This is a genomic window from Embleya sp. NBC_00896 (assembly GCF_045207785.1).
Taxonomy (GTDB): domain Bacteria; phylum Actinomycetota; class Actinomycetes; order Streptomycetales; family Streptomycetaceae; genus Embleya.
Genome location: NZ_CP108776.1, coordinates 2,314,814 through 2,335,854 on the forward strand (window position 1 = coordinate 2,314,814; position 21,041 = coordinate 2,335,854).

The 21,041-nt window shown below is 68.1% G+C and carries 13 protein-coding genes and 2 tRNA genes; 2 read left to right on the plus strand and 13 right to left on the minus strand.

Translation table 11 applies throughout. The features are described 5' to 3' along the window. Positions 1 to 67: 67 nt before the first annotated feature. The 3 genes from OG928_RS10310 to OG928_RS10320 all read right to left on the minus strand — a co-directional run bounded on the left by OG928_RS10310 (position 68) and on the right by OG928_RS10320 (position 3,131). Positions 68 to 1,069, minus strand: coding sequence for a MerR family transcriptional regulator (locus OG928_RS10310; RefSeq protein ID WP_406282016.1), 1,002 nt, complete (start codon positions 1,067 to 1,069; stop codon positions 68 to 70). 129 nt (positions 1,070 to 1,198) lie between these two features. Further along, entirely contained in the window at positions 1,199 to 2,200 is a 1,002-nt protein-coding gene (locus tag OG928_RS10315) for a hypothetical protein (protein WP_406282019.1), read from the minus strand. Between the two features lie 232 nt (positions 2,201 to 2,432). Next, on the minus strand, positions 2,433 to 3,131 hold the full coding sequence (locus OG928_RS10320; protein ID WP_406282021.1) for a C39 family peptidase: 699 nt from the start codon (positions 3,129 to 3,131) through the stop codon (positions 2,433 to 2,435). A gap of 953 nt (positions 3,132 to 4,084) precedes the next feature. Here OG928_RS10320 and OG928_RS10325 point away from each other — a divergent pair. Further along, a complete protein-coding gene (locus OG928_RS10325; protein ID WP_406282023.1) occupies positions 4,085 to 4,765 on the plus strand; it encodes a DUF4232 domain-containing protein in 681 nt (226 codons plus the stop codon). Between the two features lie 467 nt (positions 4,766 to 5,232). Here the strand turns inward: OG928_RS10325 and OG928_RS10330 are convergent, their stop codons facing one another. The 10 genes from OG928_RS10330 to OG928_RS10375 all read right to left on the minus strand — a co-directional run bounded on the left by OG928_RS10330 (position 5,233) and on the right by OG928_RS10375 (position 19,440). Then, positions 5,233 to 7,290 carry a WD40 repeat domain-containing serine/threonine protein kinase gene (locus OG928_RS10330; protein ID WP_406282026.1) on the minus strand — a complete coding sequence of 686 codons (2,058 nt, stop codon included), beginning with the start codon at positions 7,288 to 7,290 and terminating at the stop codon, positions 5,233 to 5,235. A gap of 362 nt (positions 7,291 to 7,652) precedes the next feature. Further along, positions 7,653 to 9,089 carry a serine/threonine-protein kinase gene (locus OG928_RS10335; RefSeq protein WP_406282029.1) on the minus strand — a complete coding sequence of 479 codons (1,437 nt, stop codon included), beginning with the start codon at positions 9,087 to 9,089 and terminating at the stop codon, positions 7,653 to 7,655. Between the two features lie 515 nt (positions 9,090 to 9,604). Further along, positions 9,605 to 9,673, minus strand: a tRNA-Val gene (locus OG928_RS10340). A gap of 291 nt (positions 9,674 to 9,964) precedes the next feature. Beyond that, positions 9,965 to 11,101: a Fic family protein gene (locus OG928_RS10345; protein WP_406282032.1), complete on the minus strand. Its 1,137-nt coding sequence runs from the start codon at positions 11,099 to 11,101 to the stop codon at positions 9,965 to 9,967. Positions 11,102 to 11,791: 690 nt separating this feature from the next. Then, positions 11,792 to 13,894 (minus strand): tetratricopeptide repeat protein, encoded by a 2,103-nt coding sequence (locus OG928_RS10350; protein WP_406282035.1) that lies wholly within the window; start codon positions 13,892 to 13,894, stop codon positions 11,792 to 11,794. Between the two features lie 313 nt (positions 13,895 to 14,207). Then, positions 14,208 to 14,281: transfer RNA gene (locus OG928_RS10355), tRNA-Val, on the minus strand. A 106-nt stretch (positions 14,282 to 14,387) separates the two neighbouring features. Further along, on the minus strand, positions 14,388 to 15,935 hold the full coding sequence (locus OG928_RS10360) for a glycoside hydrolase family 31 protein (protein ID WP_406282038.1): 1,548 nt from the start codon (positions 15,933 to 15,935) through the stop codon (positions 14,388 to 14,390). A gap of 207 nt (positions 15,936 to 16,142) precedes the next feature. Continuing rightward, positions 16,143 to 17,516 (minus strand): ABC transporter substrate-binding protein, encoded by a 1,374-nt coding sequence (locus OG928_RS10365; protein ID WP_406282040.1) that lies wholly within the window; start codon positions 17,514 to 17,516, stop codon positions 16,143 to 16,145. 86 nt (positions 17,517 to 17,602) lie between these two features. After that, positions 17,603 to 18,559 carry a carbohydrate ABC transporter permease gene (locus OG928_RS10370; protein ID WP_406282043.1) on the minus strand — a complete coding sequence of 319 codons (957 nt, stop codon included), beginning with the start codon at positions 18,557 to 18,559 and terminating at the stop codon, positions 17,603 to 17,605. Further along, on the minus strand, positions 18,556 to 19,440 hold the full coding sequence (locus tag OG928_RS10375) for a carbohydrate ABC transporter permease (RefSeq protein WP_406282046.1): 885 nt from the start codon (positions 19,438 to 19,440) through the stop codon (positions 18,556 to 18,558). Before OG928_RS10375 ends, OG928_RS10370 begins: the two co-directional genes overlap by 4 nt. A 448-nt stretch (positions 19,441 to 19,888) precedes the next feature. Between OG928_RS10375 and OG928_RS10380 the strand changes: the two genes are divergently transcribed. After that, positions 19,889 to 20,878, plus strand: coding sequence for a LacI family DNA-binding transcriptional regulator (locus tag OG928_RS10380; RefSeq protein ID WP_406290885.1), 990 nt, complete (start codon positions 19,889 to 19,891; stop codon positions 20,876 to 20,878). The last annotated feature ends 163 nt before the right edge of the window (positions 20,879 to 21,041 follow it).

Sequence of the window (21,041 nt, forward strand, 5' to 3'; positions counted from 1 at the left end):
GGCCGCCCAGCGTCGCCGTGCCCATCGAGTAGCCGGCGCGAAGGGGGCAGAGGCTTGGGGCAGTTGCTCACCCCCTTGCAGAATCTCCACGCGTCCCCGACACCCGGGGTGGATTCGACAGCCCGAGCTGTTCCCCTCGGAGCGGACCCCTCCGGTCCTTGCGCAGCGCCTGCAGCAGCCAGGTGAAGTCCGGGAGCAGGCCGGGCAGCACCTGCCAGCCGTTGATGGCCCACACCAGTCGCCAGTACCGCTCCACGCGCGGATCGTCGATCTGTTCAAGGTGCCGGGTCGTCCAGGTTGGCAGTTCCGCGTCGGGGACGTGCGGGTACGCCCGTGCGAGCAGACGGAGGATGTCCTGGACGACGGGTTCGGCCTCCACGCCGAGCGGGTCGATGCCCGCTTCCTTCGCTGCGGTGATCCGCTCGCGCATGGCCCCCAGTACTTCGTCGGGGATACCGGTTTCGGCCCGGTCACCCTCGTGCTCGGCCGACTTGCGCATGCGGTCGCGGAAGTCCTCGTCGCCGATGAGTTCATTGAGCTCCACCCACGCGCGGACCTGTTCGGGAGAGGGGTCGTCGGGGAGGTTGGGGGCGGCGGCGCGCACCATGGTCGCCAGATCGAGGTAGGCGGGTTCGGTACCGAAGGTGGCGCCGATGAAGTCGTCGATCAGGCGCCGGCGTTCGGCTGCGGTCAGTCGGGTGAGCTTGTGCATGAGGTTGGTCTCCTCTGGACTGGAACCGTGGGTGGCCACGACCCGCAGGACACTGCGACGCAGTCGCAACGTCCGGATCTGCACGTCCACGGCCTCGGCGTGGACCGCCGCGACTTCCGCCACGGACACCTTGTGGTCCAGCACGCGCCGGATCGTGGCGAGGTCCAGGCCCAGCTCCCGCAGAGTGCGTACCAGGTCCAGGCGAAGCAGTGCGTCGAGGTCGTAGAGCCGGTAGCCGGCGGGGCTACGACCGGAGAACGGCACCACCCCCGAGTCGGAGTAGAAGCGGATCGTCTTCACCGACAATCCGGTGCGCCGGGCAACTTCCCCGATCGGATGGAGGGCCGCGTCGTTCATGCCCCTCATCCTGACGTCTCCCGCCGCTGGAGACTCAAGGCCCTTTTCCCCACAACGCCCACGGCCTTCGCCCCAGGGAACCGCCCCCGAAACCGCGAATTCGGCCCGGTGGCCGTTCGCGAGGACGAGTCAGGCACCCTCCCCCGGGTCGGGGTCGAGGGTTCCGGTTTCGTCGAGCGGCTGGGGTACGGGTACCCACTTGGCGCATGTCGGCAAGGGTTCGAGGTCCGGTGCCCTCAGTACGTAACTGGTGGTCCCCTGCTGCTTGGCGGGGTCCTTCGAGTACCCGCCCGTCAGGTAGGTGACCAGGAGGGAGTCGCCGTTGGAGGCGACGCTTCCGTACTGGGGCGTGAGAGTGGTGCGGGAATGGCTCCTGATGTCCGCGGCCCAGACCGCCTCCCCGCCGACCCACGTGACGAGGTCGCCGGCCAACTGCATCTGGTCGATGTGCTCGCCCTCCTTGGCCCTGGCAATGGTCGCGGAATCCTCCCAACCGGGCTGCCAGGCATAGAGGGTGGTGTAGTCGGGCGATACCCAAGTCCAGATCCTGCCGTCGCCGGCGACGTGCGCGGTCCCTCGGATCTTGGCGATGACGGGCGGCAGCGCGACGGGCTGTCCCGTTCGCAACGACACGGCCTTGACAAGTACGGGCTCCCGGGGGCCGGGGGCCTCCCGCCAGCCCAGCAGGTCGCCCGCGACGAAGACCGGGCTGGTGTGGCCGGTGCGCACGACGGAGTCCGCGCGGCCGGCGAGGTCGTAGAGGTGGACGGCTTTCCTTCCGTCCGGAATCCCCTCCGCCCATGCCGCCTTGCCGTCCCGGAGGTGAGTGAACAGAAATGGGCCGGGAACACTCTTGTCGTGCCGTGTCACCAGGAAAGGTGCGGCGGCGGCGGTCGAGTCCCAGGCGTAAAGGGCCCAGTCGTTCCAGTTCTCCGCGTCGAATGCGACGTCGAACAGCAACCAACGACCATCGAATTGGCTGCTCCCGTACTGGACCTTTCTTCCGGCGTCTGCGGTGTCCAGGGCATGGATGACGTGCTTCTCCTGTCCCTTTCCTTTCAGATATACCAGCTCGCTTCTTCCGTTCTCGGTGTCGATGGCGAAAAGCGTGTCCCCGTCCGCGCTCACCATGGTGCCGCGGCGATCGAGACCAGGGCGTGACGGGTATTGACGGCTTTTCTCCGCGGTTACCCACGTATCCGGACGCGCGACCTCGCAGAAGTCGCCGGCGCGACCGTCGGCAGGGGCGGAGGTGGTGGTCGTCCGGGCTGTCTTCGACGGCGCCGCCTCGCTGCCGCCCGGCGCCGGCGAGCACCCGAAGGTGCCCGCCAGCGCCAGGCAGATCAGAGCGAGGGTGTGCCGCCTACCACTGGTAGCCACGACCGCCCATCATGGTGACCAACGAGTCCGAACTCACGGGAGACTGCGCCGGCACTCCCGACCACACGCTCGTCGCAGGGTCCTGGACCTGGCTGTAGGCGCCGCTGTTCTTGTAGCCGCGAATGTTGACCCAGTGGAAGATCTCCCGGTTCGGATGCCCCGGAAGATGCGGCCCACCGGCAACTTCCCATACATTTCCGGCAATACTGTCCTTGTTCGTGGCGATGTCGACCTTGAGGCGCGCCTTGTACGAGGCCTTGTCGGCCGCGCTGGGGCTGTACGCCAGGAACGTCCCGGCGTATTGCCCGCCGGTGTAGGCGTTGAGGGTGCTGAGCATCGCGCCCCAGCTCGTACCGCCGTTACCCGGGGTGATGCCCACCCGCGCGGCCACCGTCGCCTGACTCACGTTGACACCTTGGTGCAGCAGGGTCATCCGCGCCGTGGCCGGACCGCAGTAGTTGCTGTACGCCTGGGCCTGGTGATTGGCCGCGAGGTACGAGGACGCGGGGAGCGCGACCGAGATGACCCGGGCCGCGGAGCCCCCGAGGCCGACCCGCACGTCCTTTGCCTGGGTTTCCTTCCTGGCCGCCTCGATCTGCTCGGGTTTCAACGGATCGGGGTCGGACAACTCCTTGACCGAACCAATTTCATCCGCGGTGAGGACGGACGATTCATCCGCCACAGCCGGGCTGGAAAGCAGAGACAATGCCACAAACGTCCCGCTCGCCACGACTGCGACGGCTCGAGGTGCAATACCCATAATCCCACTCCTGCGCTTCCGGCCACGTTGTTCGCGGCTTGGTAGACGAAGAAGGTACAGATCGCGATCGGCGCAACAACGAAGCCGGGATATGTAATCCTTAAATCAATCTTAATCAAAGTCACTCACCGCTATCTCATCGGCGAGGTCATCACGATGAGCACGTTTTGTCGTCGCGCTCCGCGAACACGGCGACTCGCCAAACCATGATCTATGTCACATCGGAGTGGGTATTCGAGTCCACATCCAAAGAGTTAGTGGATTGCGGCCGACTCGGCTTCCCGTTTCGGGTACGGACACGCGAGGCCGTCCGAGCCCGTCACCGACGCGGTATCGGTGGCACAGCCAGGGAGCCGGCCGAACCCGAGGACCACACAAGCGCACCGGTGACCGCAAAGGCGCCACGAGGGCTTGGACGCCGCCCGTGCCCATGTCGAACACCACACCGAACAAGGGCCGTTCGCAGAGAAACGTCATGCGCTGCCCCTACCGGGTGTCCGGCCGCAGGACGGCGGGGCCGGCCAGGCCGACGGTCAAGGGAGACATGTGCGACGGGTGCTGTGTAACACCGCGCCGACAGTGGGAACGGCGGCTGCACCGCAGGACGGCGAGGCTCCTGTAACACTGTCCACCGAGCCGGACCGCGATGGCTGTGACCAGGGCGGACGTGGTGTCGCCGGGGCGACGAACGGGGCGTACCGGGCCGCCCCTTGTTCCTTTGCGTGACCATGTCACCGGTCTGCGACAGCGGTGTCGTGGAACGACGACTCCCGTATCCCCTCGGCTCACAGCCCCTCCATAGTGATCAAGCAAGCACCGCGGAGCCGAAACCGCTTCGGCCCCAACCACGGGACACCAAGGGGACTTTCATGTTCATGTCCGGCAACCGTCGCAAGGCATTCCTCGTGTCCGCAGCCATCGTCGGCGGCGCCATGCTGACGACGGCCTGCCAGGACACGGACTCGAACTCGGGCGCCGCGCAAGGCCCTTCGTCCGCCACCACACCCGCCACCGCGCCCGCCGCCCCGCCCGGGTCCTCGACCACGGGCGGCAACCAGAGCGGCGGGAAGGACTCCGGCGGAAAGACCTCCGGCGGCCAGGGCACGACCACCGGGACCGGCTCCGGCGACAACGGCTCGATCGGCAAGTGCCGCACCGACGACCTGAGGATCACCGCGATGGACAGCACCATAGGCGGCGACCTCGACGCCACCGTCGCGGTAACGCTCAAGAACATCGGCCACAACTGTTCGATGTCCGGATTCGCGGGCGTCGACCTGGAAACCAGCCAGGGACCGCTGTCCGCCAAGCGCACCGGCCAACCGGCGGAGTCGTTCATCCTCAAGAGCGACACATCGGTGTCCTTCGGCATCACCTACCCCACCAACGACACCGGCGGCTCCGGCGTCCGCATCACCGGCCTGAAGGTGACCCCGCCGGGAGAAACGAAGACGGTCACCCTGCGCTGGCCCGGCGCCGCCACACTGCCCATCACGGACGGCGCCGGCTCCCCGGTCAAGGTCGGCCCGATCGGCAGCGCCGGCCAAGGCGGCTGACCCACACCACGCGGGAAAACCAATCAAGACCTCGGACCCCGACCCCACCGCCCAAGCGGTGACACCGGGGCCCGCAAGCCGGCCCACACAACCACCCACACACCGTCACACTGCCGGCACCGGAAGCACCCCGCCTCGACGGGAGCGGCTCTATACGGAGAGGTGTTCTTCTGTCCCCGGAGCGTCCCCGGCGGAGCCCGTCCCGATCTGCCCGATCGAGCGGGAAGGCGGTTCGGCGAGGTCGCGTCCCCGGCGCAACCACGGGGCACCGCATTCGCCTCGACACGCAAGCGGCCCTCGATCCTGGGCACTTCGCCGGAGAGGGCCACTTTCACTCGTCTGATTGCGATCCTACGGGCGCGGCGCGGGTCCCGACGAGCAGTTCTTCGGCTGGTGGACCCGCCGGGACCGTGCCGCGAGCACCTCGCATGGCCGCAGATGGTGGACCGCGTGACCGGCTTCCTGCGTCATTTAAGGGTCCAGAGTTTGACGGCATCACCGCCCGCGCTGGCAAGTGTCCTGCCGTCGGGGCTGAAGGCGACGGCGTACACGGGGCCGGTGTGGCCGGTGAGGACCGCGTTGGCCGTGGTTCGTTCGCTGTCGGCGCGGCCGTCCCACAAGCGGACGGTGCCGTCGTTGCTCGCGCTGGCGATGGTCCTGCCGTCGAGGCTGTAGGCCACCGAGTGGACCTTGCCGGTGTGCCCGGTGAGAGTGGCCAGGGGCGCGTCGGGGCTCCCGAGGACCCACCGCTTGATCGTGTGGTCGCTGCTGCCGGTAACCAGATAGACGGGAACGTCGGGCATGAAGGCGAGGCAGGTGACCTCATCGGTGTGGCCTGTATAGGTCTGCGGGGGCCGGCCGAGGTCGCTCAGGACCCACACACGCAGGTTGCGGTCCGCGCAGGCGGCAGCCGCGACCCCACCGGCGGAGCTGAACGACAGCGCGTTCACCACGATCGGCCCCCGGCCGGGGGTGGTACCCATGCTGGACAGGGTCTTGCCGGGGCGGGGCGGGGTAGCGCCCCACACGGTGACGACACCGTCATCGCTACCGCAGATCAGCACTGAGCTGTCGGGAGCGAACGCCGCCGCGTTCACGTGCTTGGTGTCGGGCAGGGTGCCGATATGGGTGTGGGCGACGGGGTCCCACAGCACGACGCCCTCGTCGGCGACACAGAGCAGGATTTTGCCGTCCGGGCTGAACCGGACGGGACCTGCGCCGGTCACGCCGGTGAAGGGGAAGAGCACTCGGCGTGCGGCGAAATCCCACAACGTAACGGTGTTACCGCCGGCGACGGCCAGCGTCGAGCCGTCCGGGCTGAACGCCACGCCCCGCACGGTGTCGTTGTCGACGACGAGGTCCACCGGCGGGGCGATCCCACCGGCGGCGTTCCTGGGGGAGGTCGTGGCGGATGGGGTGCCACCCTTGTTGCCGCCCTTGTTGCCGCGGGGCGAGTCCGCCGATGACGAGGTCGCCAGTTCGATCGCCGTCGGGACGGCCGCGGCGGCCAAGGCACCGATGCCGGCGGTCAGGAGGGCACGGCGACTCGGACGCCACCCTCGGTCGCGCCCGGAGCCCGCCGGCGGCGTGGAACTCTGCCCGCCGGACCGGTCGTCCGGGTCGAACGGCGAGCCGGGGTACCTCGCGGTGGCGGCCGTGGTCGGCGCACCGCCCCCGGTGATCACGGTCGATTCCTGTGCCGCCTCGCGGAGGTGGGTGCGGAGTTCGCGGAGCCGGTGGTGGACCTCGGCCGCGGACGCGGGACGGTTCCCGGGGTCCTTGGCGAGCAGGGCCAGGACGAGGTCGTCCAGAGCGGCGGGAACGCCAGGGCGGGTGTCGCCCGGTGGCGCCGGGGTCGCGTGCAGGTGGGCGGCCATCGTCGCGAACAGGTCGCCGGCCTGGAAGGGGGTTCGTCCGGTGAGGAGTTCGTGGAGCACGCAGCCCAGGGAGTACAGGTCGGAGCGGGCGTCACCGGGGAGATCGCGGAACCGCTCGGGGGGCATATAGGCCAGGGTGCCGACCACATTGCTCGACGTGTGCGTGGAGGCCATGCACCGGGCTATCCCGAAGTCGAGGATCTTCACCCGACCATCCGGGCCGAGCATGAGGTTCGCCGGTTTCAGGTCCCGATGCACAACCCCGGCCGTGTGGGCGGCGTGCAGCGCCGCGGCGGTCTGCGCCGCCCAGTCCACTGCCGTCGGCACCTCGGGCGGGCCGTCCTTGCGGAGCACGGTGTCCAGATCCCGCCCGGCGAGGAACTCCATCACCAGATAGAGAGTGCCGTCGTCGGGGTCCTGGCCCAGGTCGAACACCGTCACCACGCCCGGGTCGTTGAGGCCACCGGCGGTCTTGGCCTCGCGGAGGAACAGCTGCGCGCCCGAGGTGTCCCGCCGATCGTGCGGCAGCAGCTTGACCGCCACCCGGCGCTCGATCACCCGGTCGCGCCCCTCCCAGACGGTCCCCATACCGCCCCGGCCGATAAACGCGACGAGCTCGTAACGACCACCCACAACCCGTACAGCCACAAACAACTCCCCCGATGGCCCATCATGCTGCACTCATCGACCCGGACCCGCTCTCGCGGGACCACATCGAAGATCCCACACCCGCCGCCGGCCCATCCACCCACCGGAAACGGGACCGAATCGACGGTGGTTTCAGGAGAGTTCGTGCCGTGGGCGGGCGCGCGGCCCGAGAAGCCGGACGGCATCGCGGTCGACGAGACGATCACCCGCGTGAAGGGTGAAGGTCTCGCGCCCCGCGTCGGCCGGGAGATCACCGGCCCCGACACGCCACGGTGTGGTCGGCCCGGAGCGGCCAAGCGTCCGCGTACGGGATGGGGTGCTCGGCCGGGTGCTCCGATCCGGCCGCAGCGTCGGGGGCGGTCTCACCGCGGCATGAGGCAGATCGGTCCGCGTCCCGCGTACGTGGTGTCCTCTACAAACCTGCCGCCCGCGTCGGCGGCCCAGCCGGGAACGTCCGCGCACTTCTCGCCCGGGCCGGACCGGATGATCCGGACGACCTTGTATTGGGCTCCGTAGGCGCAGGGCGAGCCCATCGCGCTTTTGCTGAAGTCGAATTGGCTGGAGTCGCCCCCGAGTAGGTAGATGCAGTCGCCGGGCTGGGTCGCCCAAGGGTCGCGGATCGTCGTGGCCCAGGGATCCGGCGTCCCCGACGGGGACGATTCCGGCGTCGAGGACGCATCCGGTGCCGGGGACGATCCGAATGTCGGGGACGATCCGGAACGCGAGGAGGCGCCCGACGACTCCGAGGAGAACCATTGATCCTTGATCACGAACGCGGCGGCGGCGACGAGTACCGCCACTACCGCGGCGGCGACCGGTACCCGGGCGGACAGGGGCAACCGCCACGGTCGCCGGGACCGCGGCGGTAGCGGCGGGGGACCGTCTCGCGCCGGCGTCGGAGGCGTCGGCACGGGTTCCGGTGGTGGCGTCGCCGCAATCGGCGTGGGGCGCACGGCGGTTGGTTCCTGTCCCCGCCGCTGGGAGGTCCGGAGCAGGGAGCGCGCCTGAGGGATCGTGAGGCGCTCGGCCGGATCCTTCGCCATGAGTCCGGCCAGGAGTGGCGCAAGGGGGCCGGCGTGCCGGGGCGGCGGTGCCTCTTCCAGCAGGACCGCCGCGAGGGTCCCGGCCGGGGTGGATCGGCGGAACGGCGAGCTGCCCTCGACGGCCTGATACAGCGTCACCCCCAGCGAGAACAGGTCACCGGCCGCCCGCCCCTCCACACCACGGGCGCGCTCGGGCGCAACGTACTCCACCGAGCCGACGAACGCGCCCGGCGCCGTCAGAGCGCCGTCCGCCTGATGCACCGCGATCCCGAAATCCGTCAACAGCACCGTGCCGTCCACGGCGAGCATGACGTTCGCGGGTTTCACGTCCCGGTGCACCACCTCCGCGTCGTGCGCCGCACCCAACGCCCCCAGCAGGTCGGATGCCACGGCCGCCGTCTCTGCCATCGACAACGGCCCGTGCTCGCGCACGCGCTCCTCCAGGGACAGTCCGTCCACCAACCGCATCACGATCCACGGGGCATCGTCGTCCATGACCACGTCGTGCACGGCGACGATGTTCGGATGGTCCGGCAGTCGCGCGGCGTTACGGGCCTCACGCTCGGCCCGAAGCAACCGCTGCGCCTGCTCCTGCGGGGACATCGCCTGGGGCAACCACACCTCCTTGACCGCCACATCGACGTCCAACGCCTCGTCGCGCGCCCGCCACACCCGCCCGAAACTCCCACCGCCCAGCAGCTCGAGCAGCCGGTAGCGCCCATGGACCAGTCGGCCGGATTGCGTCTCGTGCGGCACGTTTCCCCCGTTCCGTCGCCTCGCGGCACCGGTCATCGTAGGTTGCACGCGCTCGTCGACACGACCGAGCTTCGCCACGAATTTCACACAGCCGCGTCCAGGTCACCGTGGCCGCGGGTGCTGCGGTACAACTCCTCCGCCTCCTCGACATGACCCGGCTTCGCTACCTCAGTAGGTACTGAGGCCGGGAGCAATGTGTGGACAGTCAGCGACTCCCATCGCTTCCCGCCTGCCAATGCCTCGGTTGGCTCGGCCCACTGGTTCTCCGTAGTCGGCCCCCAACGCACACGGGGAACCAGCCGTCCTCCCGGACCGCCCTGGGCATGGCACGCCGCGCCGCCACACACCTTCATCTCAGCCATTGAGACGATTCGCTGCCGCCGGAGACAGGAAGTGCTCGGATCCCAGTATTCGCAAGGATTTTCTCTTGTCTCCGGCGCGTCCCCGGCGGGACGAAACCGGTGATTCGTACGCCTCGTTTGCCCGGTTATACCGGGAAATACGAGGTCAAAGGGTGGGCACAGACAGACTCGAACTGTCGACCCCTGCTTTGTAAGAGGAAAGCCCACTTTCCGTATCCGCCCCGATGTTGCCTGGTCCTACAGGATCTTCCCTGGTCAGCGCAGCATCGGGGCGGCCATCTTTCCCGATCTTGCCTCGTCTTGCCGGATGTTGCCGGTGTCTTCCGGCCCCAATACGGCCCCAGCTGGATCCGCACTGGGGCCGCACGATGCCTGCGCGCCCGGATGTCCGCAAGATCGGAGGGGGCACACGAACGCACGGGCACCGCATTTCTCACGGCATGCAAACGGCCCTCGATCCCCGGTGGGTTTGCGCACGCACTTGGTTCACCAGGGCGGGACTTGGAGGCCTGGTCAGCGGCCGTAGGGGTCGCTGTAGGCGGGCATGGTCTTGGTGACGTTCTCGAGGATCGGTGCCATGCGACGTGCGGTCGTGTAGTGCCTCGCTCGGGCCTTGCCGTGTGGTTCCAGCCAGCCCTGGGCCACCAGTTCTCGCAGGTCTCGCACGGCGGATTGCTCGCTGATGTCGGCGTCGTGTTGGTATACAGGCCGGCGGACCTTCGTCCCGAACGCGGCGGGCATCAGGGCGAACGCAACGCGTTCGTCGAGACCCGCCTGCTCGGCGAGTTCGGTGAGTTCACGCCAGATCCGGGCGTACAGGTCCACACGTCTGCCGGCCATCTGGGCTTGGCGATGGTGGGCTCCCAGACAGAACCGGATCCAGGCGTGGGCGTCACGGGAGGGGTCCCAGGACGGGCCGCCGACCTGTTGGAGAACTCCGTAATAGGCGTAGGTGTTCTGTCCGTATCCCAACCATTCCTCGATGGAGGAGAACTCGGCGGGCATGAGCGCCTCCCGGGAGAACACCAGGGTGGACAGAGCGCGTGACATGCGGCCGTTGCCGTCGGGCCAGGGGTGGATGCTCACGAGGTTCAGGTGTGCCATGGAGGCCCGGACGTGCACGGGGGTATCGAGATCGCCCTCGTTGAGCCACGTCACCAGTTCCCCCATCAGGGCGGGGACCCGGGCAGGTTCGGGCGCGGTGTAGGCGGCGACGGCGGGGTCTTCCGGGGAGGTCACGTAGACGGGGCCCTTTCGCCATCGCCCCGGACGTTTGTTCACGTGATGGCCCTGCATCATGAAGTGCAAGCCGTTCAAGAGCCCGGTGTCGTAGCGAAAGTCCTCGCCCGCGTCGGAGAGTCCCTGGATGTACGTCATGGCGCGCTGGTATCCCTCGACCTCCGCGCGCGTTTCTTCCGTGGCGTCGAGGGGTTCCTCGCCCGACAACAGGGCCTCGACGTCGTCGACGGACGCGGCGTAGCCCTCGATGGTGTTCGAGCCGGCGATCGCCCGAGCGGTGAGGTTACGGCGCAATTGCCCCGACCAGCGCAGTTCCGGGCGCAACATGTGACGTAGTCGGGTACGCATCTCCTCGATCTCCTGAAGAGCGCGCGCGTCACGGTCGTCCAGGCGGGGCACACGAAACAACATGACTCTATGACACCATCATCTAGACATTCTCGCAAGTGGTCGCCACCAACGGCGCGGCGACCGCGCGCACGGCCGACGGAATCCCTCGATCGTTCGCTGTCGGCACCTGCCACATCGCACAGGCCCGCCGTCGGGTCCTGACAGGGGGAGCACTTAGAGAAGTCACGCTGGCGCGAAGAAGGCGCCAAGCGTGAGAGGCACTACAGGTCGGCACCATACGTCGAGCCTCAGCGGCTTCACTCCGGCGCGGACAATTGATCTCACCCGCCGCTGTTGATGTCATTCGTAGATGTCAGAAGGCCCCCACCCTGATTGGGTGGGGGCCTTCCAACGGGTGGGCACAGACAGACTCGAACTGTCGACCCCTGCTTTGTAAGAGGAAAGCCCACTTCACGTATCCGCCCCGATGTTGCCTTGTCTTACGGAATCTTCCCTGGTCAGCGCGGCATCGGGGCGGCTTCGTTTCCCGATCTTGCCTTGTCTTACCCGATGTTGCCGATGTCTTCCGGCCCCAATACGGCCCCAGTTGAAGCCGCTGTGGTTCGCGACCCGCAGGCCTGCGGTGCCTGCGTCCAGGTGGGGCGACCGGCGAGAAGCCACGGGCACCGCATTTCCCACGGCATGCAAACGGCCCTCGATCCCCGGTACTTCACCGGAGAGAGGGCCGCGGTCACTCGTCTGAATGCGATCCTACGGCTGCGGCTCACTGGGGGGTAGTGCCTCGGATTCGTTCCTGAGGTTCTTGAGGTGGTAGGCGCCGTCCTTGTGTCCGCCGGCGAAGGCACGCCGGAACACCTCGGCCTCCCCGACACGACCCGACTTCTCCAAGAGGATCGCGAGGCTGTTGGACGCGTCCTTGTACCCATCGGCGAGAAGACTGCGATACAACTTCTCCGCCTCCCCGACACGACCCAATTCCACGAAAAGGTCCGCGAGGCAATTACCTGCCTCGAGGTATCCGTTGGCGAGAGCACTCCGATAGAGCTCCTCGGCCTCCTCGACACGACCCAAATCCACCAGAAGCTTCGTGAGATCTCTGCCCACGTACGGCTGGTCTTTCGCGAGAGCACGGCGATACACGTTCTCCGCTTCCTCGACACGACCCAACTCCACCAGAAGTCCTCCGAGGTAGGCGCTCGCGCGTTCATCCCCGTCGGCAAGACCACGCCGAAACAGTTCCTCTGCCTCCTCGATGCGACCTCCCTCTTTTAGAAGATGCGCGAGCTCGCAGGCCACCCCTGGTGACCCTTCGTCAAGGGCGCGCCGATACAGCTCCTCTGCCTCCTCGACACGACCCCGCTTTGACAAGAAGTACGCGAGGTTGTCAGCTGCGTGCTGGCGCCCTTCGGCGAGGGCACGGCGGTACAGCTCCTCCGCCTCCTCGACACGACCCAAATCCGCCAGAAGTTTCGCGAGGTTGTAGGTCACCCCTATGGACCCTTTGGTGAGGGCGCGCCGATACAGCTCCTCCGCCTCCTCGACACGACCCAACTTCACCAGGACGCGCGCGAGGGACATGGCCGCGAACGGATGCTCTTCAGCGAGAGCACGCCGATACAACTCTTCCGCCTCCTCGACACGGTCCAGCCTCTCCAGGAGTAATGGGAGGCTGTGGACCGCGTCCGGGTGCCCGTCGGCGAGAGCACGCCGAAGTGCCTCCTCCGCCTCGTTGACACGACCCCGCCTTTCCAAGAGAGCCGCAAGGCCGATGGCTGCGGACGGATCCCCATCGGCGAGAGCATGCCGATACAGTTCCTCCGCTTCCCCGCCACGATCCAAGTCAGCCAAATGGGCGGCCAGGCGGAAGGCCGCAGCTGGGGCGTGGACGGCGAGAGCGCGGCGGTATGCCCGCTCTGCTTGATCAGCGTGGCCGGCTACCTTTAGACGTTGGGCTGCTTCCATGTGTTGTTCGCCGAGGCGGGTTTCGGCTGTCGTGGGTGGGAGCCGGGTTCGTGTCGTTGTGGCGTTGTCGGGGCGCTCGTCGGGGCTCTTGGCCAGGAGGTCGAGGACGAGTCGGTTCAAGTCCGGGGGGATGTCCGGGCATGACACGACGGGTGGCCGGGGTTGTTCGTGGAGGTGGGCATACATCTGTCCGGATGCGTCGCGATTCCCGAAGGGGCGTTCGCCGGTGAGAAGTTCGTGGAGTATGCAGCCGAGGGAGTAGAGGTCGCCGCGGTGGTCTCCAACGCGGCCGAGCCAGCGTTCGGGAGCCATGTAGGGGGCGGTGCCGATGGTGGCGCTGGCGGTGGCGGTGAAGGCGGCGTACGTGCGGGCGAGGCCGAAGTCGAGGACTTTGATACGGCCTTCGCGGGTGAGGAAGAGATTTGCGGGTTTGAGGTCGCGGTGGACGAGGTTCACGGCCTGGGCGGCTTCGAGGGCGGCGCAGATCTGACGGGTCCAGTCGATGATCCGATCGATGGTGGGCAGTCCCTGCCGAAGACTGTGCGCAAGGTCTTGGCCGTGGAGACGTTCCATGACTAGGTACATGGGTTCGCCTTCGGCGCCGCCGCCGGCGTCGTAGATGGTGACGACGTTGGGGTGGTTGAACGTGGAGGCGGCTTTGGCTTCGCGGACGAACATAATCTCGGCTGCGGGATCGTCGGCCTTCGCCAGGAGTTTGATGGCGACGGTGCGGTTCAGGCGCGGGTCGTGGGCCGTCCAGACTTCGCCCATGCCGCCGCGGCCGAGACGTTCGAGGAGTTCATAGCGTCCGTCAATGATGCGGCGTGTGTCTGGCACGGCCGTCCCCCAGTCAGTCCGTGTGCCGGCTTTGAATCGATGGTCTACCAGCACGCGGCTGAGCACATCGGGGGTTTCCCCGCATTGGCCGGGGCTCAGGGCACCGATCCGGTGTCAACAATCGGTGGGACCACCGCTCGTCGCTGAAGTGGCATCACAGAGTGGCGCCGGTCGGCCGAGGGCGAAACATCTCGCGGGCTGCGTGCCAGGTGGCTTCCGGTCGCATCTTCGGTTGGGACACCCTCGCAACAAGAAATCGCGGGCACTGCATTGTTTCGGCCCCAATACGGCCCCAGTTGGAAACAAAACGGACGCCCACCTGGTTGGATGGACGCCCGAATAGGGTAAATATGCAGGTCAGACAGGGTGGGCACAGACAGACTCGAACTGTCGACCCCTGCTTTGTAAGAGCAGTGCTCTAACCAACTGAGCTATGCGCCCGGACGTGAGAGGACAGCTTACCCAACTTGCGGAGTCGATCCGTCCTCTTCGGGCGTGGAGCCGGTCACGTCACGCTTTGGTGGTCGGACCGGCTCCCCCGGGGGGCTCAAGTGGTGCGGCGGAACCATGGGAGTCGGGACAGTGGTGCGTCGACCACGATCTCGGTCGGGCCCGTGTGTGTCGAGCCGTCGTCGGCGCGCCATGTGCCCGGGGGGATCGCCACCTTGCGGGACGTGGCCCCCTTAGTGACCACCGGGGCAACCAGGATCGCGTCGCCGAGCAGGAACTGGTCGGTGATCCCGGCGTAGCCGTGGCCGGGGTACGCGTACTCGAGCGGGCGCTGGATCGGCTCGCCGGTGTCCGCCGATTCCCGGGCCAGGGCCAGGATTTCGGCGCCCAGTTCGGTGTGCAGCCGGGCCGCGGCGCGGCAGTGCTCCAGGTGTTCTCCGGCCAGCACCCGCCACGGCGCCGCCGAGAACTGCATCATCGGGAACAGCGCGGCCGTCTGCGCGTACCGCACGAACAGCTCGGCGTCGAAGCCCTCGCCGTTCGGGCCCGGTACGAAGCGGAACTCGCCGCCGCCGATCATGTCCGGGCAGGTGAACGCGTGGCCCGTGATCGACTGGGCGAGCGCGTTCGGCACCAGGCTGTCCAGGCCGAACCGGCCCTCCCACAAGTGGTACTTGTCCTGCTGGCGCTGCGCGAGCGGCAGCCCCGCCGCCCGCCACGAGTCGCGGAACTCGTTGAGCGGCCACTCGACACCGAACCGGTTCCACGCGTGCGTGTACGCCTCCGGGTCGGCCGCGCCGAGGGCACGCCAGAACGGCGCGTCGCCGCCGTCGAACTTGAACCCGTCGATGCCGATGCTCTGCTGAAGGTCCGTCAACTGCGCCCGCAGCCACGCCGTGGCGTTCGGGTTGAGCAGGTCCAGGCCGGCGCTGTAGCCGTTCCACCACGCGTGCACGCCGAAGTAGCCGTCCGGGCGCTTGAGCAGCAGGCCCTGATCGTTGAGCAGCCGGCACGTCGGCGAGTCCGGCGTGATGTACGGGACCAGCCACAACATCACCCGGAAGCCGAGCTCGTGCAGCCGCGCCACCATCGCGGCCGGGTCGGGGAAGCGCCCGGGGTGGAAGGTCCAGGTGCCGTAGTCGTCGCTCCAACGGTCGTCGATCATCAGCACGCCGGGCGGAAATCCGTTCCGCAGCAGGTCCTCCGCGTAGGCCAGGACCTTGTCCTGGGTGGGCTCGAAGACCGTCTCGATCCACAGGTTGTACTGCGGCGCGGTGAACAGCAGCGCATCGGGCAGTCCACCCGTGGGCGGGTAGTGACGGCCCATCACCTCGCGGTAGGCGTCGGCCAGGGTGCCCCCTGCCGCCGTGCCCGTCTCGATCACCGCGCCGTCCCGATCCGCCTGAGCCGTCACCCGGCCGGCCTCGATCCGGAACGCGAACGGGTCCGCGCAGTGCACCCAGCGCCCGCGGTCGGAAAGCAGAACGGGCATGCCCTGGTTGGCCTTGACGTCCCGCAGGTCGATCTCGTAGCCGTCCGCGAACGGCATCAGCCGACCGTCCGCGACCGCGCCGCCCCACCAGTGTTCGCCCGCGTGCCGCTCCAACACGAGCGTCCCGCCGTCCGCGGACAGACCGTTCGTCATCGCTGTACTGCTCCTCGTCGTCACGATGGTCATGAGACCTCGGTCATGAAACCTCGGTCACGAGACCTCGGATATGGCACCTCGGCCATGGGACCTCGGTCATGGCACCTCGGTCATGGGTCTCGAAACCCGTAGAGCCGGGGCGGCGTTCGCGATCGCCCGCGTGCCTCCCCGGCTCTCCCGGTCATCGACAGCTCTGACGAGCCGTCACTTCATGGTGAAGCCCTGCTCCTTGCCGAACGACGTGATCCGCTCCTGCCACTTCGACAGCGCGCCCGGCAGGTCGCCGCCCGGCGTGAGCGCCTGGCCGATGGTGTCCTTGAAGATGCTGTTCGCGTACACCTGGAACGGCAGGTACTGCCAGTTCGGACGCACCGCGGCGGACATCTGCGCGAAGACCTCGTTCGGCTTCGTGCCCGGGAAGTACGGCAGTTCGGTGCTGCGGAAGGCCGGGTCGTCCAGGAGCATCTTGGTCGCCGGGAACAGACTGACGTCCGTGTTCAGCGACTTGACCGCCTCGGGGTCCGAGTTCAGCCACTGCGCGAAGGCGACGGACGCCTCCTTGTTCTTGGCCTGCTTCGTCACGGCGACCGACGAGCCGCCGTTCTCGGCGCTGGCCGGCGCACCGTCACCGGACGGCATCGGGGCGACGCCCCACAGGCCCTTGGCCTGCGGGATGTTCTTCTGCAGCACGGCCGGAGCCCACGCACCGGCCATCCACAGCGCGTACTTGCCGGCCCCCATCGACTGCCACCACTCCTCGTTCCAGCTCGGAGTGGCGTCCACCGTCTTGTCCGCCAGCATCGACCCCCACGTGGCCGCGTACTTCGCGGTTCCCGCGTCGTCCTTGAGCTTGACCGCGGCCGACGACTCGCCGGAGACCTGGTACGGTTTGCCGTCCTGCTGCCAGATCATGCTGTTGGCCGTGCCGGCGTCACCCTGGTCCACGTAGGTGACGAAGTTGCCCGGGTTCGCGGACTTGATCTTCTTGCCCAGTTCGGCGACCTCGGCCCAGGTCTTGGGCGGCGTGGCACCGAGCTTGTCGAGGATGTCCTTGCGGTAGAACATCGCCATCGGTCCGGTGTCCTGCGGGATTCCGTAGATGCCGCCGGCCACGTTCACCTGCGACCACGCCGACGGGGTGAACTTGTCCTGCAGCGAGGCCGAGCCGTAGTCGGCGAGGTTGACGAGCTCCTTGGTGATCGCGAACTGCGGCAGCGCGAAGTACTCGATCTGCGCGACGTCCGGGGCGCCGTTGCCGGCCTTGAGCGCGGCCTGCAACTTCGTGTACTGGTCCTTGGATTGGCCCACGTTGACGAGCTTGACCTTGACCTTGGGGTACTTCTTCTCGAACAGGGCCACGGTCTTCTCGATGTTCGGGACCCAGGTCCAGAACGTGATCTCGGCGGGCTGGTCCAGCGCGTTCGCGACCGCGGCGGGGTCGGCCTTCTTGCCGCCCTTGTCGTCCGACTTGTCGTCCGAGGAGCCGCACGCGGCGAGCGACAGGGCGAGGGTCGCGGCGGTGACGGCGGTCAGTCCGCGGGAGATGCGGCGACCGACGGTCGACGGTGTTGCGTTCATGTGTGCCACTCCAAAAGAGGATTCGCGTACTCGGGGACGCGCGACAAACCGGTGGGTGGTGCTTCGTACGAGGAGGGGGCGGGCGGCTACTGCTTGACGCCGCCTGCGGAGAGCCCGGACTGCCAGAACCGTTGCAGGAAGAGGAAGGCCACGATCAGCGGCACGATCGCGAGCAGGCTGCCGGTGAGCAGGATCGGGTAGATCGCTGTACTGCCCGCGACACTGCCGCCGTTGGCCAGGCCGTTCCACCGGTTCAGGCCGACGGTCAGGGGGAACCAGTTCGGGTCGTTGAGCACGATCAGCGGCAGGAAGTAGTTGTTCCAGGTCGCCACGAGCGCGAACAGCAGAACCGTCACGAAGCCGGGCGCGAGCAGCCGCAGCGAGATCGTGAAGAAGATCCGCAACTCGCCCGCGCCGTCCATCCGGGCCGCTTCGAGCATCGCGTCGGGCACCGCGTCGGCGGCGTACACCCGCATCAGGTACAGCCCGAACGGGCTGGCCAGGGACGGCAGGATGACCGCCCACGGGGTGTTCACGATGCCGATGTCACTGAACAGCAGGTAGGTCGGCACCGCGAGCGCGGTGCCCGGAATCGAGATCGCGCCGAGCACGAGCGCGAACATCAGCCGGCGTCCGGCGAACTCGAACTTGGCGAGCGCGTACCCGCCGAGCGTCGCGATCAGCGCGGCGCCGCCCGCGCCGACCACCGAGTACAGCAGGTTGTTCGCGAACCAGCGCAGATAGATGCCGTCGTCGTAGGTGAAGACGTCGTGGATGTTGTCGAACAGGTGGAAGCCGTCGCTGAACCACAACCCGCGCGAGGAGAGCAGGCCCTCGTTGTCCTTGGTCACGCCGAACATCAGCCACACCAGCGGCAGCAGTGTGTACCCGAGCATCAGCGCCATCGCGACGGTCAGCGCGGTGCTCTTGCGGCCCCGACGCCCCTTGCGCGGCGGACGGCTGCGCGGACGGAAGAACTTGGCCGGCGCCTCGGGTGTCGCGGGCGTCGCGGGCGGGACTTCCCGCGCGGTGGAGGTGCTCACTGCATGCGCTCCCGTCGGGCGGTGGCCAGTTGGACGAGGTACGCGACGAACACGGTCACCACGCCGAGGACCACGGCGATGGCGGCCGAGTAGTTGAACTGGCGCCCGCTGAAGGCGAGGTCGTAGGCGTACAGGTTCGGCGTGTAGTTGGTCGGCACCGACGCCGGCGCCATCGCGGACAGGATGCTCGGCTCGTTGAACAGCTGGAAGCTGCCGATCACCGAGAACGTCGTCGCGAGCAGCAACGCCGGTTTGAGCGCCGGGAGTTTGATGCTCCACGCGATACGGAACAGGCCCGCGCCGTCCATCTCGGCGGCCTCGTACAGCTCTTCGGGAATCGCCCGCAGTGCCGCGTACAGGATCATCATGTTGTAGCCGACGTACGACCAGGTCACCACGTTGCCGATGGACGCGAGCATCCAGTCCGGACTCAGCAGGTCCGGCAGCTCGGTGCCGAGCAGGTCGCTCACCTCGGCGGCCAGACCGAACCGGTCGCCGTACATGTAGCCCCACATCAGCGCCGCGACCACGCCGGGCACCGCGTACGGGACGAAGATGCCGACCCGGAACAGACTCGCGCCGCGCAGCCGCCCACTGTCGATGGCGAGCGCCGCGAGCAGGGACAGCGTCAACATCAGCGGGACCTGGATGGCGAAGAACAGCGCGACCCGGCCGAGTCCGGCCGCGAACAGGTGGTCGCTCAGCGCCTTCGAGTAGTTGTCGAAGCCGACGAAGACCGTGCCGCCGATCATCCGGTCCTCGTACAGGCTCAGCCGGAAGGCATAGGCGAGCGGGGCGGCGACCCCGATGACGAAGACGACCAGGAACGGGAAGAAGAAGGCGTGGCCGGTGAGGTTGCGCCGCAGGGCGCCGCGCTTCACCGCGGGCCCCGGCGGCTGCGGTGGGCCGGGTCGACTCTCACGGAAGGTCCTCCGGGACGCTGCGCACCGCCGGAGGCGACGCCGAGGACGGGCGTCGCGCCCGGGATGGGCCGCAGGCGGTTCGGGTGGGGGATGGGACGGCGGACGCACGAATGGCCACCGCATGTTTGCGCCAACATTTCGGCGCGTTTCGAGAGTGTTCCGTTCGCCTGACGCGCTGTCAATAGCCACTCCTGCGGGAACTTTCCCGCATAAATGTCTGTTTTGACCGTTCAGTGAAACCAACCACGACGGCCTGTTGACCAGTAATCATGTTTGCGCGAACATGGCGACATCCGACGCCCCGTCAGGGCGGCGTGAATGAAAGGATCGGGGCATGGCGAAGGACGGCGGGGTGGCGAAGCCCGAATCGGGCGGCCCTTCCGCGACGCGTACCCGGCCTCCGTCCATGGCCGACGTCGCCGAGATGGCGGGGGTCTCCAGCCAGACCGTGTCGCGCGTCGCGAACAACCGCAGCAACGTCGACGAGGCCACCCGCGACCGCGTGCTGTCCGCGATGCGGATGCTCGGCTACCGGCCCAACACGGCCGCCCGGGCGCTCGCGACCGGCAAGTTCCGGATGCTCGGCGTGATCAGCTTCGGCTTGAACGCGTACGGCAACGCGCGCACCCTCGAAGCGATCGTGGCGGCCGCGCAGGACGCGGACTACTCGGTGAACGTGGTGAGCGTGCGCGCGCAGACCGAGAGCGCCGTGCGCGACGCCTTCGACCGGCTGACCATGCAGGCGGTCGACGGCATCATCCTGATCGAGGCGCAGATCCTGGACACGCCCGCGCTGCGGCTGCCCTCGGGCCTGCCGGTGGTCGTGGTCGACGGCGAGGAGACCCGCCGGCACCCCGGCGTGGACACCAATCAGGCCGAGGGCGCCCGCCTGGCCACCACGCACCTGCTCGACCTGGGCCACCGCACGGTATGGCACGTGTCCGGCCCGCAGGACTCGTACGCGGCCCGGCGCCGCGCCGAGTCCTGGCACCGCACGCTCAAGGCGGCCGGCGCACCGGTTCCGCCGCTGCTGTACGGCGATTGGACCGCGGCCAGCGGCTACACGGCGGGCCGGGCACTGGCCGCGGACCCCGAGGTGACCGCCGTGTTCGCGGGCAACGACCAGATGGCGCTCGGTCTCGTGCGCGCGCTGCACGAGGCGGGGCGCGACGTGCCCGGCGACGTCAGCGTCGTGGGCTTCGACGACCTCGCCGAGTCGGCCTGGTTCCTGCCCTCGCTCACCACGATCCACCAGGACTTCGAAGAGGTCGGCCGGCAGTGCGTGGCGCTGCTGTTCGACCAGTTCCGGACCGGGCACGCGGGCATCCTCGGCGCCACCACGATCGAACCGACGCTGATCCTCCGGGACAGCACCGCGGTGCCTCCCGGCGCCTGACGGGCTCCTCGCAACGACGTTCCTCGCAACGACGACACCTCATCCCCGGCACGGCCGGTGTACCCGGTGCGGGCCGGTGCCACCGTCTTCCCCCGGTCCGTGGCCCTCGGGCCCGCCGGCCTGCCCGCCGACGCCGGTTCACCCGTACTTCCCGTCCTCCGTG